Consider the following 15,031-nt stretch of genomic DNA (forward strand, 5'->3'; position numbering starts at 1 on the left):
AGCCACGTTCCGCGCTTCGGGCTAACCGTTGAACTGCGCAACAATCTGGCGTGCTATCGCTGCACCGAGAGGGATGGGCACGGCGTTTCCGATCTGTTTAGCAATCGCAGTTTTGGAGCCAACGAACTTGTGCGTTTCCGGGAACCCCTGCAGTCGGGCTGCCTCGTAGTGGGTAATAGCTCGGTGCGCGACCGGGTGCAGATATCGACCCTTCTCCGGCTTGAAGAACTCGGTCCGTATCGTTACTGAGGGTCGGTCCCAGTGCAGCCGCCCCATCACGTCGCCCGAGCCCGTCTTGTGGTTTACCCAGCAGGGCGCAAGCAAGTCGAGCGGCAGATTGAACCGGTTGCCGCCCTCAGGGATGGCCTCGAAACGGTCCTTCGACAACTTGCCGTAGTTCCGACCGAGGTGTAGTTGAGACGGAGAATACGCGCCGTCGAAGACTCTCCCTGCGATCTCGACGCCGTCGCTCTCGGGAAGCTCTACACCATGAGGTTCTACGGGAATTCCCGCGAACGCTTGGCGAACCGTAGAGTACGTCTTCGTGGTGCGGGTCGGAGAAGGGAATCCGGGGAAGTCAAGGTCCCGCTGATGACCGATGATCACGGTTCGCTTTCGAGCCTGCGGCGCGCCAAAGTCAGCAGAGTTGAGAACTCGATACTGGAACGCGTAGTCGGCGAGCTCACCGCCTCGCCCTGTCGACTCAACGAAATCTCGGAACTGCGATGAGGCAGCGAACTGTGGAACATTCTCGACGACAAAGTACTTCGGCTTTGCCCGCACGACCGTGTCGGCGTACTCCTCCCACAAGAAGTTGCGCTTGTCCTGCACGTCTTGCTTTCCAAGAGCCGAGAAGCCTTGGCACGGCGGCCCGCCGACAACAACGTCCACCTCTGGTACGTCTTCTGAGGCGAGCCAATTCTGGATCGAGCCTGGGTAGACGATATCTTCGCCAAACGTCGCTTCGTACGACGCTGCGGCTGCCAAATCGAACTCGACCGCCCGAACCGATTTGAAGCGTGTCGACGCAGTCTGGAATCCAGCAGTAAGCCCCCCCGCTCCGGCGAAGAGGTCGAGCACTCGAATCGGCGACTGTCGGGGCATCTTAGTCATGCTAGCCGGCATCGAGAGTCGCTGACTCCAACCGCGCCGGCGCGCTCGCGGTGTCGTCCAGGGCGCGGTCGATTCGCCGAAGCAAATTTCGGGGCACCACTACGGGGCGCTTCGGGCTCGATAGGAGCAGCCATCCGATCGCGAAGGGTGTTCGCATGAGGTGCTCCGCAATCCGTCTCGCAGGCGTACCACCCCGATACATCTCGATGATCTTCTCTCGGTCGGCGGGAGTGTATGGCTGCCCGTGCATGGCGGCGAGGTTGGGATCATCGACGTCGTCGCCTTCGAGGTCGAGTAGAAGGGCACATAGCCGCAGCGCGATATCCCTCGAATCGGCATCAAGAGTGTTAGCGATCGTGTCGATGTCGGCTCCTGTGCGGTAGATCGCGACTATCTCCCGGTCACCCGGACGCGCGCGAACCAGCGGCAGCTCGCGCCGGAATGCGCTCGGCTCAACTCGCGGCGCGATTTGTGGAGCGGCTGCCGGTTCGGACGCAAGTGGCGGTGCGGTCTCCTCTTCGTTACCCGAGCCATCGGTCCCGCGAACTTCGAGATCGGCCTCTTCGCTGATCGGCAACGAGGGCCGAGGTCCATCAGCAGCGGCGACCTCAATTGCTAGCTCGCCGCTGTGGACGTCTACATCTACGGCCCCCAGCTCGTCTGCCCAACGGTCGTCGTCGCTGGACGGGTCCTCGCCGCTTGGGTCGAGGCGTGCCCATCGAAGTTCAACCCGGGGTGGAGAGGGCCTGGGTGACGGCGGGGGACCAGGGAGCACGCGTTGAGCATCATTGCTCGGCTGAAGCGTCCAGTTGGCAAGCGGATCGAAGGTGTCGTCGCCAAGCTGAGCGAGCATTGCTGCGGTGGCGATCTTCTGCCAGGCGTCGATCTGCGCCTTAGTGCTGTCCCTTAGCCAGTCTTTGGTGAAGTAGTTCTCGAGTAGTAGGTACACCAGAGTGGGGACAAGTGCGTTGTCGCTGCTACCCAGAGCGGCTCGATAGCCGAGATTGAACACGATGCGTCGCTGTTCGAGCTGCATGTCGAAGAGTCTGTCTTCGGAGAGCATCTCCCATTCGACTTCGATTGGGTCATCATCGCGCTCACCCAGCTCGTTGCGAATGGCCTCTACGACACGGTCGGGAAGCCCTTGACCGATGGGGACGGCTGGCTTGACCGTCGACGTGCGCACGTTAGAAGCGCGGAGCACGTCCTGGGCATGAGAACGAAAAATGTCGAGAGTGAGCCCAGACGAATTGACCGCGGCTTCCAAAGCGGAACTGAATTCAGGCGTGGGGGTGACCCCGCTCTTCTCATGTCGGAGCCGAAGGTGCCGCTCGAGAGGCTTGGTCAAGTCGATTCGAATGCGCGCGAGGCGTAGCCGCTTGTCGTTGGGGCGCACATCCAGCCAGCCTCCGGCCTGCAGAAGTCTGTCGTTGCGGTAGATGTAGATGCCCTGCCAATCGACGGGAGTACGGCCGAGCAGCCATACGGATGGCGAATCGGACCTCGGGGGCAGGATGAAGCACTCTGCGTCGAGTTGTGCCCCATCACTCGTCGTCGCGCTTATCGCTGTCGGGTAACCGGTCTTGCCCGTCAAACTGAACTGGAACGGATCTCTCGGCTCTACGACCCGCGGAGGTCCGGCCGCCTCCGTGCGTTGGTCCCACGTGTCAATCGTGATGCGAACGCCGCGCAGCTGGATGATTCTGTGGAAGGTGAGTCCTAGGGCGTGTGCGAGAGCTGTAATCGTTCTGTCGAGCCAGCCGCGACGTTCGGTGGGGATCTGTGAGTGGCTGATCGTTTCGAGATCCCGCCATTCAACGACCGTTCCCGTCGACTGTGGTCCTCGCGCGTCCCACTCGAAACCACGTTCCGCCGCGACGTGATCAAGAACCTCGCCTGTGAATGAGCCCCTACGGATTCGCACGGCGCACGGAGCGACGGCGTGGCTCATGGAGTAGACCGTGAGCGTAAGCGCCTGACTGAGCGATGCCGCCTTGAGGCCGATGCCGAAGTGCCCGAGTGCAGCATCGTCGCGATTCTGCTGTCGACCCAGTCGCATGGCATCGAGCAACATGGGCGGTGTCATGCCGTCACCATCGTCGCGAATTCTGACGGCGACGAGCCGATCGTCTTCGACCACGAATCGGACGAGAATACGCTCTGCGTGCGCATCGAGCGAGTTGTCGATTATGTCCGCTACCGCCGTGGCGAGAGTATGGCCCCGACCGATTGAGTCAGTGATGCTCTCATCGGGAACAAGCTCGACGGTTTCGACAACGTCGCTCGTGATGTCCCCCATGCCTCGTGATCCTATCGGCGGTCACGGACAGCCAGCTGCGCTTCACATGCGGTCATCGGAGCGTCAGGGCCAGATCCCCTAGGTTGGGTGGGAACCCGCAAGGAGACACTCATGGCTGACGACGAAGCAGTGCACCTGAACCCGGATTCCCTTGATAAGTACTTCAGGCTGGACGCCGTTTCGATTTTTCAGTTGAGCGAGAAGGCCGATGCGCTGCTCGAGATCGATCCCACGAGCGAACAGCTCCGCCTTTTCGTTCCGGCCGTAGGTGGCATGCCCGAAGTCGACGGGTTGGAGCGGGTCAAAGTCGACAGGATCGCCAGACCGGGCGGCGGTAGTCGATATCGAATCGTCTTGGACGTTGCTGGTATGCACTACGCCGGATACCAGCTGATTGAGTCGATCGTGGCCTACCTTCGAGAGGGCAGTACCTTCACGAGGGCAGTGGCTGAATCGATCGCGGTCATGAAGGACCTGTTGGCCAATCGTGGCCGACTTACCGACGACGAAGAGACAGGTCTCTGGGGTGAGCTGACTCTTCTAGAAGATCTTGTCAGCGGGATCGGCGAGCACTCCGCGGTCGCGTCATGGCTCGGCCCAGTCGCATCCGAGCATGACTTCTCTCTCGAGAGATTCGAGGTGGAGGTCAAGACCACGCGCGGCGAGGGTCGCCGTCATCTCATCGCTAGCGACACACAGCTGCAGCCGTCCCCGGGACGTCCGCTGTACCTGCTTTCGCTCCAGATCACGCTTGCGGGCGCGGCGCAGGAGGGGCGCACCCTGCCTCAGGTTGTGGCTGATCTTCGAGCGATTCTTGACGACACTTCTTCACAGTTCGAGGCTGCCCTCTACGCCGTGGGTTACAGGGACGGTGATGCGGACCTCTACCGGACAAGGTTCCAGTTCCGGAGTAAGCCACGCGGCTACTTAATCGACGACAACTTCCCGTCCGTTACTCGGCCCCGTTTGGAGATGACGGTGCCGAACTTGCACCTTGTCTCAGAAGTCCGCTACAGAGTCGATGTCGGTGGTCTGTTGCCGGCGCATATGCCCGCTCCGCTCGACAACTTTTGTGAGGTTTTGAAGTGAACGAACAGCAGCTTGCCGAAGCGATTCAGAATGCGATCGCGGCTATGCGCGCGACGAAGCCCCGTGCTTTGCTCCGTGCCGTGGGGTATCAGCTCGACGACGAGCAGGACGTCGACGTCGACGAGTCGACAGTTGTCGAGATGCTAGTCAGGCCTGACTTGAACTACGCGCCGAGGATGGCCGTGCACATGGCCCTCACGGTCTGGGATGCGGCGGCGGACCCAGAATGGGCGGCGGACACAGCGAGCCGATCGATTGAGCGTCGGAACCGGATATATGACGTCCTGAAGCTGAACGACGAGACTCGAACAGCACTCACGGCAACCTTCCCGATCGCGCTAGGTCGTGACGTCATTCTCGCCGCGCAGGCTCCGTGGGATCCCTGGTACACCGCCAGTCGCCAAGCTGCGCACGACTTCTACTGGAACGCATATCGCGGCGTGCTGGAAAGCAAGACCCCCGCGTGGGAGCCCGAGGCTCTAGCGAACCTCGATGTCGCGACGACCGCGATCATTGGGCGTCTCGCTGACCCGACCCGCGCGGAGTCGTACCAAACGAAGGGTCTCGTCGTCGGCTACGTACAGAGTGGCAAGACTGCGAACTTCACGGGCATTGTTGCGAAGGCGATCGACGCGGGCTACCGGCTGATTATCGTGCTCACCGGAACTATCGAGCTGTTGCGCGGCCAGACCCAAAGACGTCTCGACATGGAGCTGGTAGGTGAAGAGAACATTCTGGGGGGCCGAGACCGAGACGATCCAGACGCGATAAGGGACCTCGACTACTTCGGAACAGGCGATAAGGATCTTGAGGCAGGCAAGTTCTTGAGCCACGGTATCGATATCAATCGGCAGCCTGACGTTCCAGGAATTAAGCGGCTCACCACGATGGAGAAGGGATACCGGCGCCTAAAACTCGGCCTAGACGCCCTCGACTTCGCTCGCACAGGCGAGCTTCGCAACCCTGCCAAACCGGTATACGACCCTGAGAACCTCTTCGGTGTGGATGCTCGCATCGCGGTCATGCTGAAGAACACCACGGCACTGAAGGCCATCATTCGTGATCTGCAAGACATTCAGGCAAACCTCGGTGAGATACCGGTGCTCATCATCGATGATGAAGCCGACCAAGCGTCGATCAATACGAGAGACACCTACAACCCGAACTCGAGCGGGTTTCGGGAGAGGACGGCGATCAACAAGCTGATCGGAGAGCTCCTCAAGAAGTTGCCGCGGGCGCAGTATCTCGCTTATACGGCGACGCCCTACGCCAATGTGTTCGCATCGCCAGCCGAAGCGACGGACGTGTTCCCGAAAGACTTCATCATCAACCTAGAACCGGCGACCAGTTACCTTGGCGCGAAGGCGTTTCATGATCTTGAGCCCCTCCCCCTAGGTGCTGCGAAGACCCCGGCGAACTCGAATGAACGCGCTTTCGTGCGCGATCTCCGTGCGGTCGACGACGACGCGGAGAGGCTGGAACTGCGGGCCGCGGTCGACGCCTTTGTCCTGGCGGGCGCCATCAAGAAGTGGCGAGCCAGCAAAGGAGTACCTGGCGACTTTAGGCACCATACGATGCTGGTTCATTCCTCGGCACGTCAGGCAGATCATTTGCTACTTGCGGAAATGGTGCGAGCGGTTTGGAGCGAAGCCGGGTACTCCATGCCTACCGGTCTCGCGCGACTTCGGAAGCTATTCGAGGATGACTTTCGAGATGTCACGACTTCGCGGACCTGGGGCTCTTCTGTTGAGCTTCCTGAGGCCTTCGATGATCTGATCCCGCACGTCGGCGCCGCGGTCGACGCGATCGTGGCGACGGGTGATCCTGTCGTCATCGTCAACGGATCGAAAGACAGTGACTATCAAGCTATGAATTTTCAGGTCGGCCCTTACTGGCGAGTGATGGTTGGTGGCACCAAGCTCAGTCGAGGCTTCACCGTCGAGGGCCTCACCGTCAGTTACTTCCGTCGCCGCGCAACGGCAGCGAGCACGCTGATGCAGATGGGGCGTTGGTTCGGCTACCGGCCCGGATACCAGGATCTCGTCCGCCTCTACATCGCGAGAGAGGTAGTTTCGGGTAATCGACCTTACGACATGTACGAGGCCTTCACATCGATCGTCAAGGACGAAGAGGACTTCAGAGACCAGATCCGTCGGTACTCGCAGATGACTGTTGATGGTATGCCCCTCATCACGCCGAAGGATCTGCCACCGTTCGTCTTTTGGAGCCTCAACTGGCTCCCACCTGTCGCCGCGAACCAGCGCTACAACGCGCGTCTCACTGCGGCAGGGTCACCCGGAAAACTCACCGACCTTCGCAGGCTTTCTCCGATTCCAGGTCCTGATCATCTGCAGCGCCTCGAGCGGGTCGCGACGTGGTTGGATGCCAGCAAACACATGCAACTTCCTCGCGATAACGGAAACTCCTACGATGCACGCGTCTCAATCGTGCAAGCCACAGAAGTCCTCCAAGCGTTCAAGTCATTCCACTGGGACGGAGAAGTCGGCCCCAGCCTCGGCTACATCGAGAATGCCGTCGAGAAACTGAACCTTGTTGACGACTTCGCCGTGATCTTTCCCGACGTTGGGACGCCAGCCACGATCGGCGGGCATGAACTAAGCCTCGTGAAGCGTACTTACAGGATAGAGCGCAAAGAGTTCATCACGCGCGACAGTCATTTGGATCCGGTACTGGTGAACCTCGGGCAGGAGCCCAATTCAGACGGCACCAGTCCCACGCCGCTTCTCTATGATGAGCCCGAAATCTGGGACGCGAATGGTCGACGCGCGGCACTGCTCGTCGAGTTCGCGAACTTGGAGCCTGACGGCTCTATCCCCATGACCGGGGAAAAGGTGGCTCCCCTCTTCACCTTTGTCATGCCCGGGAAAACTGCGGCCGCGGGTCGCCCGGCGCTCCAGGTTTTTGATCGCGCTCGGCCGAACGACATTGTCGTCGCGGCGGATTAGCGCCTCGTCGGGTTCCGTCTTGGGTCGAGGTCTGTGAACGAGGGGATGCTCGGTTCTGCAACCTCCTAACGCATGAAGGTTGCACTGGTTCTGGATTCGGAACCAGGCGAGCGGAGCACACCGAGGAGCGCCCGGACCGCAGCGAAGCGAGGACCGGACGCACCGCAGTGTGGGATCCGTTCGCCTGGTTGCCGGCCCGGAGGGCCGGCCTTGAACGAGTAAGGAAAGTTCTCACAGATGACGATTCGCCATCGTGCAGACCGTGACGAAGTTGTGCGATGCGGCCTGGCACAAGGGGTCTCGGCGGGTTGACGTGCATGGGCTGGATGTCGGCGGGTTCGGGTAGATCTGTCACTAGGAGTGGAGGTCGACATGCTGGGGTTTTCCGCTGCAGTAAATTTCCTACTGCCGACGGCGAGCCGTTCGGACCTTGAACGTGTTCGAGAGTTGCCGTATGGCGCCGGCGCGAATTACGCACTGCAGCTGAGGGGCGGCGTCGTGGTTGCATGCTTTGCGACGATGGGGGCCGGAGTTATGGACCTAGTGAAACTTGCAGAGTCGGGTCGTACGCTGCTCGTTCATGACGGCGGATACCCGTATATTGCCGTCGGCTCCGCCCTGGAGTTCCGTAACGCCTTCACGGGGATCGGAGTGGAGATCCCCAACGAGATCGCTGACTCCGTCTCCCTCATGCTCGTCGCGTGGGACCAGAGCTAACTGTTCTGTACTTCACCGAAGAAGAGGCTGGCTGAGGCTACTCGACAGTCCCGCGCGTTCGGCGAGTGTTGGCCTCGTACCCCTCGGAGTCGAGCAGCTCGCGTGCGGCCTCACCAACTGCTCCGCCGAGATCGACAAGGTCGATGATCGAAACTGATGGGAAGGCCGCCAACAGTAGGTTGACATTGGGTTTCGGGGAAAGCAGAGAGGCCACCGCGTCCACGGTCCCCTCCGAGTAGCGGCGTATGAACCCCTGCGAGCTGGTCTCCTGTGCACGTGCGAGGTCGGAGATAACCGGACGCGGGTTGTGAAACTTATGCGCGTAAGCCGACAGCAGCGCACGAACATCAGTGGCGGCCTTCGTCGTCTTGTGAGCGGCGCCGATCGCGAGCCGGAGTTCTTCTTGCACATCGCCTGGCCGGTCTGGCCACGTCATGCGCTCGACCCGCCGTGCGTTCTCGGAAGCTCGCCTCGAAAGAAGGCGCGCTAGATCGACGATCACCGGGGGGACAGTTCCCCACGACAGCTGCAGCTCTTCGTCCACGACGACCTCCTCTCATCCGAGATTACAGCGACCGTTGCTAGCGGTCTCGCTAGCTCACCTTGGCAACGTCTGCTCAACCTATGAACAAATGTTGACAATGTAAGCAAAAGTGATGCAGAGTGGTGCTAACGATCTCCAATCGAAAGGAAACAGAAAATGGCGATTCAGACAGCCATCCCGGTGAACTTCGACGCGTTTTTCCCCAGTGGAGCCTTCGTCGTCGGACTCGTGGAGCCCGTCGTCAAGTGGTCCGATGACGGCCAGCGTCAGGGGCAGGACCTCGACAAGAACTCAGGACACCCGCTGTGGCAGGTTCGCGTCATCGATGCCGACCCCGAGGCCAAGAAGGGGCAGGGCGAGGTGACGGTCAAGATCGCCAGCATCTCTGAGCCGACGCTGCCGCCCGAGATGAACGGATTGCCATTCCGGCCGGCGGTTTTCGACGGGCTCACAGTTACTCCATACGTCAAGGAGGGACAGGGTCGACCTCGGGTGGCTTTCTCGCTTCGAGCGCACGAGATGAAGCCTGCGCCCAAGCAGCGCGGCGGCGAGTGATGGCAGTCACCACCCCGCGCGATCTGCGCACCTGGGGAGACGAGACCCGGCTCCTGTGGCGGCGCGGATGGTGGGTGCTCGTGGTGCTTTGGATCATGGGGTGGCTGGCATTCATCCCGGCGGTCCAGGCATTGCTCGATTGGGCCGTCGCGATCGCGCTCGGCGGCTTTATCGTGTGGTTCGTCGTCGCGTTCAAACGGGCGCCGCATGGTCAGGACGACAGGTGGAAGCGGAACGTCTCGAGGAATATGCTCGCCGCTTGGCCAGATGTCGCGATGCGATTGGGGTTGTCCGTTCGCAGCTATGCGGGGGGAGTGGTCTTCGCTGGCGTCGGCCACCCTACGTGGGACGGCTGGACCTGTTGCCTGCCCGTTTCACTACCTCAGGGGCTTGGGCGCGAACATCTCCAAGCACAGACCAACCTCCTCGCTCAGGCCTTTGGTGCGCGGCAGGCCAGCGTGCAGGGATCTCGGATCGATGAGATGACGCTCCGCCTGGAGTACGCCGACGCCCTCGCGCTGCCGTTCACCCTCGAGTACGGCCAACCGTGGGACGAGCGAACCGTTGTAATGGGGCAGGGCAATTCAGGCAGCCCATGGCGGCTGCGTCTCGGTCCGCACACGCTCGTTGCAGGGTCATCCGGCAGCGGAAAAGCGTCCATCGTGTGGGGTCTCCTTCTTGGTCTCGCGCAACCGATTCGCGACGGCGTCGTGGAGGTGTGGGGGATCGATCGCAAGGGAGGCATGGAACTGGCGATGGGTAAGCCCTTATTGACACGATTTGCTGCGGACGCACAGCGGTCCGTGATTTTGCTTGAGGACGCCGTCATCGCGATGCAGTCTCGAGCGACTGAGCTTGCCGGCCGTACACGACAGCATGTAGCGACTTCGGGCAGCCCCACAGTCGTGGTCTTGATAGACGAACTGGCTGCTCTAACAGCGTACGAGACCGACAGAGATCTTATGCAGCGCGCGAACAAGGCACTCGCCACCTTGGCCTCGCAAGGGCGCGCTGTTGGTTTCATAGTCTTCGCTTGTTTGCAAGACCCTCGCAAGGAGACCTTGCCTGCGCGCGGTTTGTTCACGCAAACGGTTGGCCTTCGCCTCCGTGACGGGCTCGAGACGTCGATGGTCTTGGGTGATGGGGCGGTCGCCGCCGGGGCGCTCTGCCACAAGATCTCGCCCGATACCCCCGGCGTCGCCTATGTATTGCCTGATGACGGCACACCGCCTCAGCGCGTGCGTGCCGGACTAGTCACTGACGACATGATCCGAGATGCCGCTGTCCACTACCCTGCGCCTCGGCAGATCCCGGTCGTCGTTCACGACCAACCCCCTGCTCGTGAACGTCGCGAGCCGCGAACTCCGCGGCAACCTCGCCGCACCTCTCGAAAGGAATACGAATCATGATAATTACCCGCGCCGCGTGCCTCTCCCTCGCCCTACTACTTACCCTTGGGGCCGCGGGATGCGCACCGTCCCCCTCCACTGAGGCTGTGATTTCGACCACCGAACCGCAGACTGACTTCCGCACTGCTAGATGCAATCTCGGAGAGGTATGGGACCGAGACGCCATGGTCAAGCGCGCCCGTTATGACGAGCCGACGCTCCCGAGTGAGAAGCTGAAGCAGCAATACGGCTCGACACTCGCGAATGACTCGTGTACCGACGCGGAGATTATCAAGTGGCAGGAGCTGAGGCTCGAGCGCGGCGAAGATGACACCATATGCCGGATTGTGTGGTTCGACGACGACTTCTCCGCCGTCACGTACGACATCGGCTGCGCCGTCCCGCTGGTGGTGAGGGAAAGTGTCGTTCGCTGATTCTGTCGCACACCGGTTGCGTCGCCGCGACTTCGATCGCTGGCTGAACGGCGTTGCCTCAACTGGCTACTGCCACAATCCCGTTCGCCTCGTGGGCTCGTCGAGTACAGTCCACCAGCCCACGGGGGAGCTGCTTGCCGAGTACGCTTCGGTCGATCAGCCTGACGGCGTCGCGTTCGCACGCTGCGGCAACCGACGTGCGTCGCGTTGCGAATCCTGCAGTCATGAGTACAAGGGCGACACATGGCACATGATCATGGCTGGCGCCGCGGGCGGTATGAAGGACGTTCCCGCAGACGTCGCGACGCATCCCATGGTGTTCCTCACTCTCACCGCTCCGTCATTCGGAGCCGTGCACTCCACCGGACTCGACCGTCGCCGGGGGGAGTGCGAGCATGGGATGCCTCGCGGATGCCGCTGCGCTCACGGTGCGGACGACTCGCAGCGTGGTGATGCGGTGTGCTCCGACTGTTATGACTACGCCGGCCATGTCGTCTGGCAGTTCCACGCTCCCGAACTCTGGCGTCGGTTCACGATCAGTCTTCGTCGCGAGCTCGCCAGGACTCTTGGACTTACACAGCGCGAAGCGAGTCGTGTCGTTCGGGTGCAGTTCGCCAAAGTCGCCGAGTTTCAGCGCCGCGGGATCGTGCACTTCCACGCCATCATCCGTCTCGACGGCGTCGACCCGGTCGATTCCTTCCCAGCACCGCCGGCGTCCGTCGCGACAGGTCAGCTAGTCGCGGCAATCACCGCGGCCGTGCGCAAGACTCGCGTCATCGCAGCGCCATACGAACGCAATGGAAACGCTCGTGAGCTGCGATGGGGCAAGCAGTTTGACGCTAGACCGATCATCCGTCAAGACGGTCTCGACGGCGCGCTGTCAGACCGCGCGGTCGCGGCCTACATCGCGAAGTACGCCACAAAAGCCACGGAGGATCTCGATTCTCGGGGTGAGGGCCGTGACCACATCAGACGCATCAAGTCGACCGTCATGGAACTCGCACGCGGTGTCAACGCCGACGGTCCATACGCACAGCTGCACCGATGGGACGGAATGCTCGGCTTCCGCGGGCACTTCTCAACCAAATCACGCCGCTACTCGGTGACCCTCGGGTCTTTGCGGGGTGCCCGACGAGCTTGGCGTCTTCGCGCGCTCCTTGCCAAAGCGAAGCCGAACGAGGCAGCGGAGCCCGACGAGATCCTCGTCATTGGCTCCTGGGCATACGCCGGCATGGGATGGCTCAGCGACGGCGACAAAGCACTCGCCACCGAAGCTGCATCCGCCGCGCGCGAGTGGCGCAACGACCGCGCTCGAGATCGCAGAACGACACCAAACGAAAGGGGCACGTCATGACCACGCAAACACTGACCGAAGCCGACGAGATTGGTGTCGCCGAGACCCAGTCTCATAACGAGTACCTCACTCGTCGCGAGGCGGCTGCCCTATGCCGCGTGCCTTTGTCGACCTTCGACACGCTGAGACGACAGAACCGCTTCCCTTTTCCTGACGCCCACATGGGCAAGCACATGCTCTGGCGCTCGTCTACGTTGAGCGGTTTCCTCGAGGCCGGCGGTACACGCGGTGTCGGGTGACGGGGGGCGGATAGACCCGAAGACGCGTCGTCAGTTGCCCGACGGAATCCGCTTTCGAAGCGACCGCGGCAAGTATCAGGTGCGCGTGTGGGCGATAGGTCTCAACGGGGAGCAGCGCGAGCGAAGCTTTTACGTCGAGACGCTGTCCGAGGCCAAGAAGCTGAGGGCGGAGACACTGGCGCAAAGATACCCGGATGGCGACATGACGTTGACCCAGTGGCATGCACGGCACTGGCAGGTCGTGAGGGGTACGGTGCGCGCGTCAACCGGGCGGGCATACGAGCGCGGGTGGCGACTACGAGTGAAGCCCTGGCTAGGCCACATCAGGCTCGAGAAGATCACCGCAGGTGCGGTCGAAGAAGCGATGTCAGAGTGGTCGGGCAGCACGTCGACACGGATCGATGCGCTCTCAGTTCTGAGTCGCCTCCTGGATGGCGCGGTTCGGGCGCAGATCATCCCGCTGAATCAAGCTCGGCTTGCTCGACGTCCGCGGCCAGACGCGCCGAAAAGCCTTCGATCGCGCGCGCTCACCGCATCCGAGGTGCGAGCCCTTCTAGTCGCCATCAAGGATGAGAATTATCGGCGCTATATCGCAGCCTTGGTATACACAGGCATGCGCGCCAACGAGGCGACCGCCTTGCGCATTGAAGATGTTGATCTCGCCCATCGCACGATCCTCGTCCAGCGGGCGTTCAGTGTCGATGCGGAAGGTCGGGGTGTTGAACTGACGCCGAAGAGCCACAAGGAGCGGGAGGTGCCGATCCCTGCGCAGCTCGTCGGACCTATGACGGAGGCGATGAAAGGAAAGCGACGAGGGGATCTTGTCTTCACCGGGCCACGTGGCGGCCGGCTAAATCCGTCGAACGTGCGCAGAGCTATCGATTGGAAGACACTTCGCGCGCAGCTACGCCGTGACGACCTCCGCATCCACGACCTCCGCCACACGCTGGCGACGCTTCTCTTCGACGCCGGCGCTGCGGCTAACGATGTCCAGGCAGTGCTCGGTCACTCGACCATGCAGATGACGGAGCGATACAGCCGCGCTCGAGCCGACGCTGCGAAACGCGCTGCCACCGCCCTCGACGCACTCTTTGGTGAGGAACCGTGATCAGCGAGCAGCATCGGCTCGATGAGCTGCATGAAACCCCGTGCGCAATGTTCGAGGGGTCCTGAAAACCAGAAGGTCATCATGAGACGCATCCCAAACAAGACCTGGACTCTGCCGGGCTGGACTCCCACTGTCGAGCATGAACGCAAGATGCGTTACTCGGTTGACCGCCTCTCAGACGCCTACTCTGGGTCGGAGGTCTACCGAGGGCTAGCCGAGCCGCACAACGTCTACGTCGTGCACTTCGAAGAGGTCGGTACCTACAAGGTGGGCATTACACGACATGACACGACCCGCCTCCGCCAGCATCTGTCTCGCGCTGGGGCGAGTCTAGCTACGGTCGCTGTGGCGCCGAATCGCTATGCTTCGCAGGTCGTTGAGGGATCAGTCTTGCGAATGGTGCGGAACGCTCTCGTAGCCGTCGATGATCCGCTCAATGGCGGAACGGAGCATTGGGATGATCAGGTTCCGCCGCCGGACCTCGATGCCCTGGTTACGGCGCTCGCCGCAAGATACAGGGGGTCGGAGTGGACGCGAACCGTGTGGCGTCTGCAGGTCGGGCGAACCGAGCGGTACGAACGGGCTCGGCAGGCGGCTTCGAATTCACAACGAGCCAACGAGAGGGAAGCTCAGCGATCGATCCAAAGACTAGAGGCGGGGGACCGCCCGCTGCCGTTGGCGCTGGCGTTAGCGATAGATGACGCGCGCGAAAATGCAGGTCGTCGTCTCGTCAGGCTTGCCGACGTCGCTGCCGAGGACGACCGAGATCTTGTTACGCGGCTGGGGGAAGAAATCGGGAAGGAGGTGGCGCTCGTGCGGGCGATTGAGCGCTACCGCCGAGCATTCGTTCGGCCCGCGCCCGACTTCGGAAGTGCGGGATAGCAACGCGGCGGATTCATCCGCAGCCGGCAGCCACCGAAGCTGTCTATAGTGCGCGCCATTGTCGCGAATGAGGAAAAGGGGTCTACTCGTGCTCAAGATCACTGAGACGACGTCGTAGCTGTTTTCTGATAGCGCCTAGTAGGCGAACGCTGGCCGACAGGGCTACCACCGCAATCCCAAAGGGTCAACCAACCCGCTGCTAGCGTCGGGAACACGCGGCCAGCGGGCTCGCGAATCGATACGAGCGGTGCTCGCAAATCTAGGGGGCTGCACAACATGGTGCGGAGAACACATGTCACGCGAACAGTCCAATATTGGAGGTTGGTGGACGCCCGCACAGGCG

General features: G+C 61.6%; 13 protein-coding genes. 10 read left to right on the forward strand and 3 right to left on the reverse strand.

What is annotated here, in order from left to right:
* Positions 1-21: 21 nt before the first annotated feature.
* On the reverse strand, positions 22-1,104 hold the full coding sequence (locus tag E6C70_RS14400) for a DNA cytosine methyltransferase (RefSeq protein WP_136425256.1): 1,083 nt from the start codon (positions 1,102-1,104) through the stop codon (positions 22-24).
* Between the two features lie 10 nt (positions 1,105-1,114).
* Positions 1,115-3,412 (reverse strand): ATP-binding protein, encoded by a 2,298-nt coding sequence (locus tag E6C70_RS14405; protein WP_136425257.1) that lies wholly within the window; start codon positions 3,410-3,412, stop codon positions 1,115-1,117.
* Positions 3,413-3,523: 111 nt separating this feature from the next.
* On the opposite strand from E6C70_RS14405, the gene E6C70_RS14410 reads away from it, so the two are divergent.
* The 3 genes from E6C70_RS14410 (at position 3,524) to E6C70_RS14420 (ending at position 8,184) form a co-directional block, all read left to right on the forward strand.
* Positions 3,524-4,501 carry a PD-(D/E)XK motif protein gene (locus E6C70_RS14410; protein WP_136425258.1) on the forward strand — a complete coding sequence of 326 codons (978 nt, stop codon included), beginning with the start codon at positions 3,524-3,526 and terminating at the stop codon, positions 4,499-4,501.
* Entirely contained in the window at positions 4,498-7,467 is a 2,970-nt protein-coding gene (locus E6C70_RS14415) for a Z1 domain-containing protein (protein WP_136425259.1), read from the forward strand. The genes E6C70_RS14410 and E6C70_RS14415 overlap by 4 nt, the downstream gene beginning before the upstream one ends.
* A 372-nt stretch (positions 7,468-7,839) precedes the next feature.
* Positions 7,840-8,184: a hypothetical protein gene (locus tag E6C70_RS14420; RefSeq protein ID WP_136425260.1), complete on the forward strand. Its 345-nt coding sequence runs from the start codon at positions 7,840-7,842 to the stop codon at positions 8,182-8,184.
* 37 nt (positions 8,185-8,221) lie between these two features.
* Here the strand turns inward: E6C70_RS14420 and E6C70_RS14425 are convergent, their stop codons facing one another.
* Positions 8,222-8,728 carry a hypothetical protein gene (locus E6C70_RS14425; RefSeq protein WP_136425261.1) on the reverse strand — a complete coding sequence of 169 codons (507 nt, stop codon included), beginning with the start codon at positions 8,726-8,728 and terminating at the stop codon, positions 8,222-8,224.
* A 156-nt stretch (positions 8,729-8,884) separates the two neighbouring features.
* Here E6C70_RS14425 and E6C70_RS14430 point away from each other — a divergent pair, with 156 nt between their 5' ends.
* The 7 genes from E6C70_RS14430 (at position 8,885) to E6C70_RS14460 (ending at position 14,688) form a co-directional block, all read left to right on the forward strand.
* Positions 8,885-9,283 (forward strand): plasmid replication, integration and excision activator, encoded by a 399-nt coding sequence (locus E6C70_RS14430; RefSeq protein ID WP_136425262.1) that lies wholly within the window; start codon positions 8,885-8,887, stop codon positions 9,281-9,283.
* Positions 9,283-10,692, forward strand: coding sequence for an FtsK/SpoIIIE domain-containing protein (locus E6C70_RS14435; RefSeq protein ID WP_136425263.1), 1,410 nt, complete (start codon positions 9,283-9,285; stop codon positions 10,690-10,692). Before E6C70_RS14430 ends, E6C70_RS14435 begins: the two co-directional genes overlap by 1 nt.
* Before the next feature lie 164 nt (positions 10,693-10,856).
* Positions 10,857-11,105: a hypothetical protein gene (locus E6C70_RS14440; protein ID WP_136425264.1), complete on the forward strand. Its 249-nt coding sequence runs from the start codon at positions 10,857-10,859 to the stop codon at positions 11,103-11,105.
* Positions 11,092-12,459: a replication initiator gene (locus E6C70_RS14445; RefSeq protein ID WP_328590859.1), complete on the forward strand. Its 1,368-nt coding sequence runs from the start codon at positions 11,092-11,094 to the stop codon at positions 12,457-12,459. The genes E6C70_RS14440 and E6C70_RS14445 overlap by 14 nt, the downstream gene beginning before the upstream one ends.
* Positions 12,456-12,698 carry a MerR family transcriptional regulator gene (locus E6C70_RS14450; RefSeq protein ID WP_136425266.1) on the forward strand — a complete coding sequence of 81 codons (243 nt, stop codon included), beginning with the start codon at positions 12,456-12,458 and terminating at the stop codon, positions 12,696-12,698. The genes E6C70_RS14445 and E6C70_RS14450 overlap by 4 nt, the downstream gene beginning before the upstream one ends.
* 34 nt (positions 12,699-12,732) lie before the next feature.
* The gene (locus tag E6C70_RS14455) at positions 12,733-13,806 is read left to right on the forward strand and encodes a tyrosine-type recombinase/integrase (protein ID WP_136425267.1); all 1,074 of its coding nucleotides are present in this window, start codon (positions 12,733-12,735) and stop codon (positions 13,804-13,806) included.
* Between the two features lie 81 nt (positions 13,807-13,887).
* Complete coding sequence (locus E6C70_RS14460) at positions 13,888-14,688, forward strand: hypothetical protein (RefSeq protein ID WP_136425268.1); 801 nt, start codon at positions 13,888-13,890, stop codon at positions 14,686-14,688.
* Positions 14,689-15,031: the final 343 nt, after the last annotated feature.

Origin of the sequence: Orlajensenia flava, assembly GCF_004801905.1 — a bacterium.
GTDB classification, from domain to species: Bacteria; Actinomycetota; Actinomycetes; order Actinomycetales; family Microbacteriaceae; genus Orlajensenia; species Orlajensenia flava.

What these genes read in the sequence shown, in the direction of transcription:
- E6C70_RS14400 (WP_136425256.1), bottom strand. Translation starts at nt 1,104, where the DNA reads ATGCCCCGACAGTCGCCGATTCGAGTGCTCGACCTCTTCGCCGGAGCG.
- E6C70_RS14405 (WP_136425257.1), bottom strand. Translation starts at nt 3,412, where the DNA reads ATGGGGGACATCACGAGCGACGTTGTCGAAACCGTCGAGCTTGTTCCC.
- E6C70_RS14410 (WP_136425258.1), top strand. Translation starts at nt 3,524, where the DNA reads ATGGCTGACGACGAAGCAGTGCACCTGAACCCGGATTCCCTTGATAAG.
- E6C70_RS14420 (WP_136425260.1), top strand. Translation starts at nt 7,840, where the DNA reads ATGCTGGGGTTTTCCGCTGCAGTAAATTTCCTACTGCCGACGGCGAGC.
- E6C70_RS14430 (WP_136425262.1), top strand. Translation starts at nt 8,885, where the DNA reads ATGGCGATTCAGACAGCCATCCCGGTGAACTTCGACGCGTTTTTCCCC.
- E6C70_RS14435 (WP_136425263.1), top strand. Translation starts at nt 9,283, where the DNA reads ATGGCAGTCACCACCCCGCGCGATCTGCGCACCTGGGGAGACGAGACC.
- E6C70_RS14440 (WP_136425264.1), top strand. Translation starts at nt 10,857, where the DNA reads ATGGTCAAGCGCGCCCGTTATGACGAGCCGACGCTCCCGAGTGAGAAG.
- E6C70_RS14450 (WP_136425266.1), top strand. Translation starts at nt 12,456, where the DNA reads ATGACCACGCAAACACTGACCGAAGCCGACGAGATTGGTGTCGCCGAG.
- E6C70_RS14460 (WP_136425268.1), top strand. Translation starts at nt 13,888, where the DNA reads ATGAGACGCATCCCAAACAAGACCTGGACTCTGCCGGGCTGGACTCCC.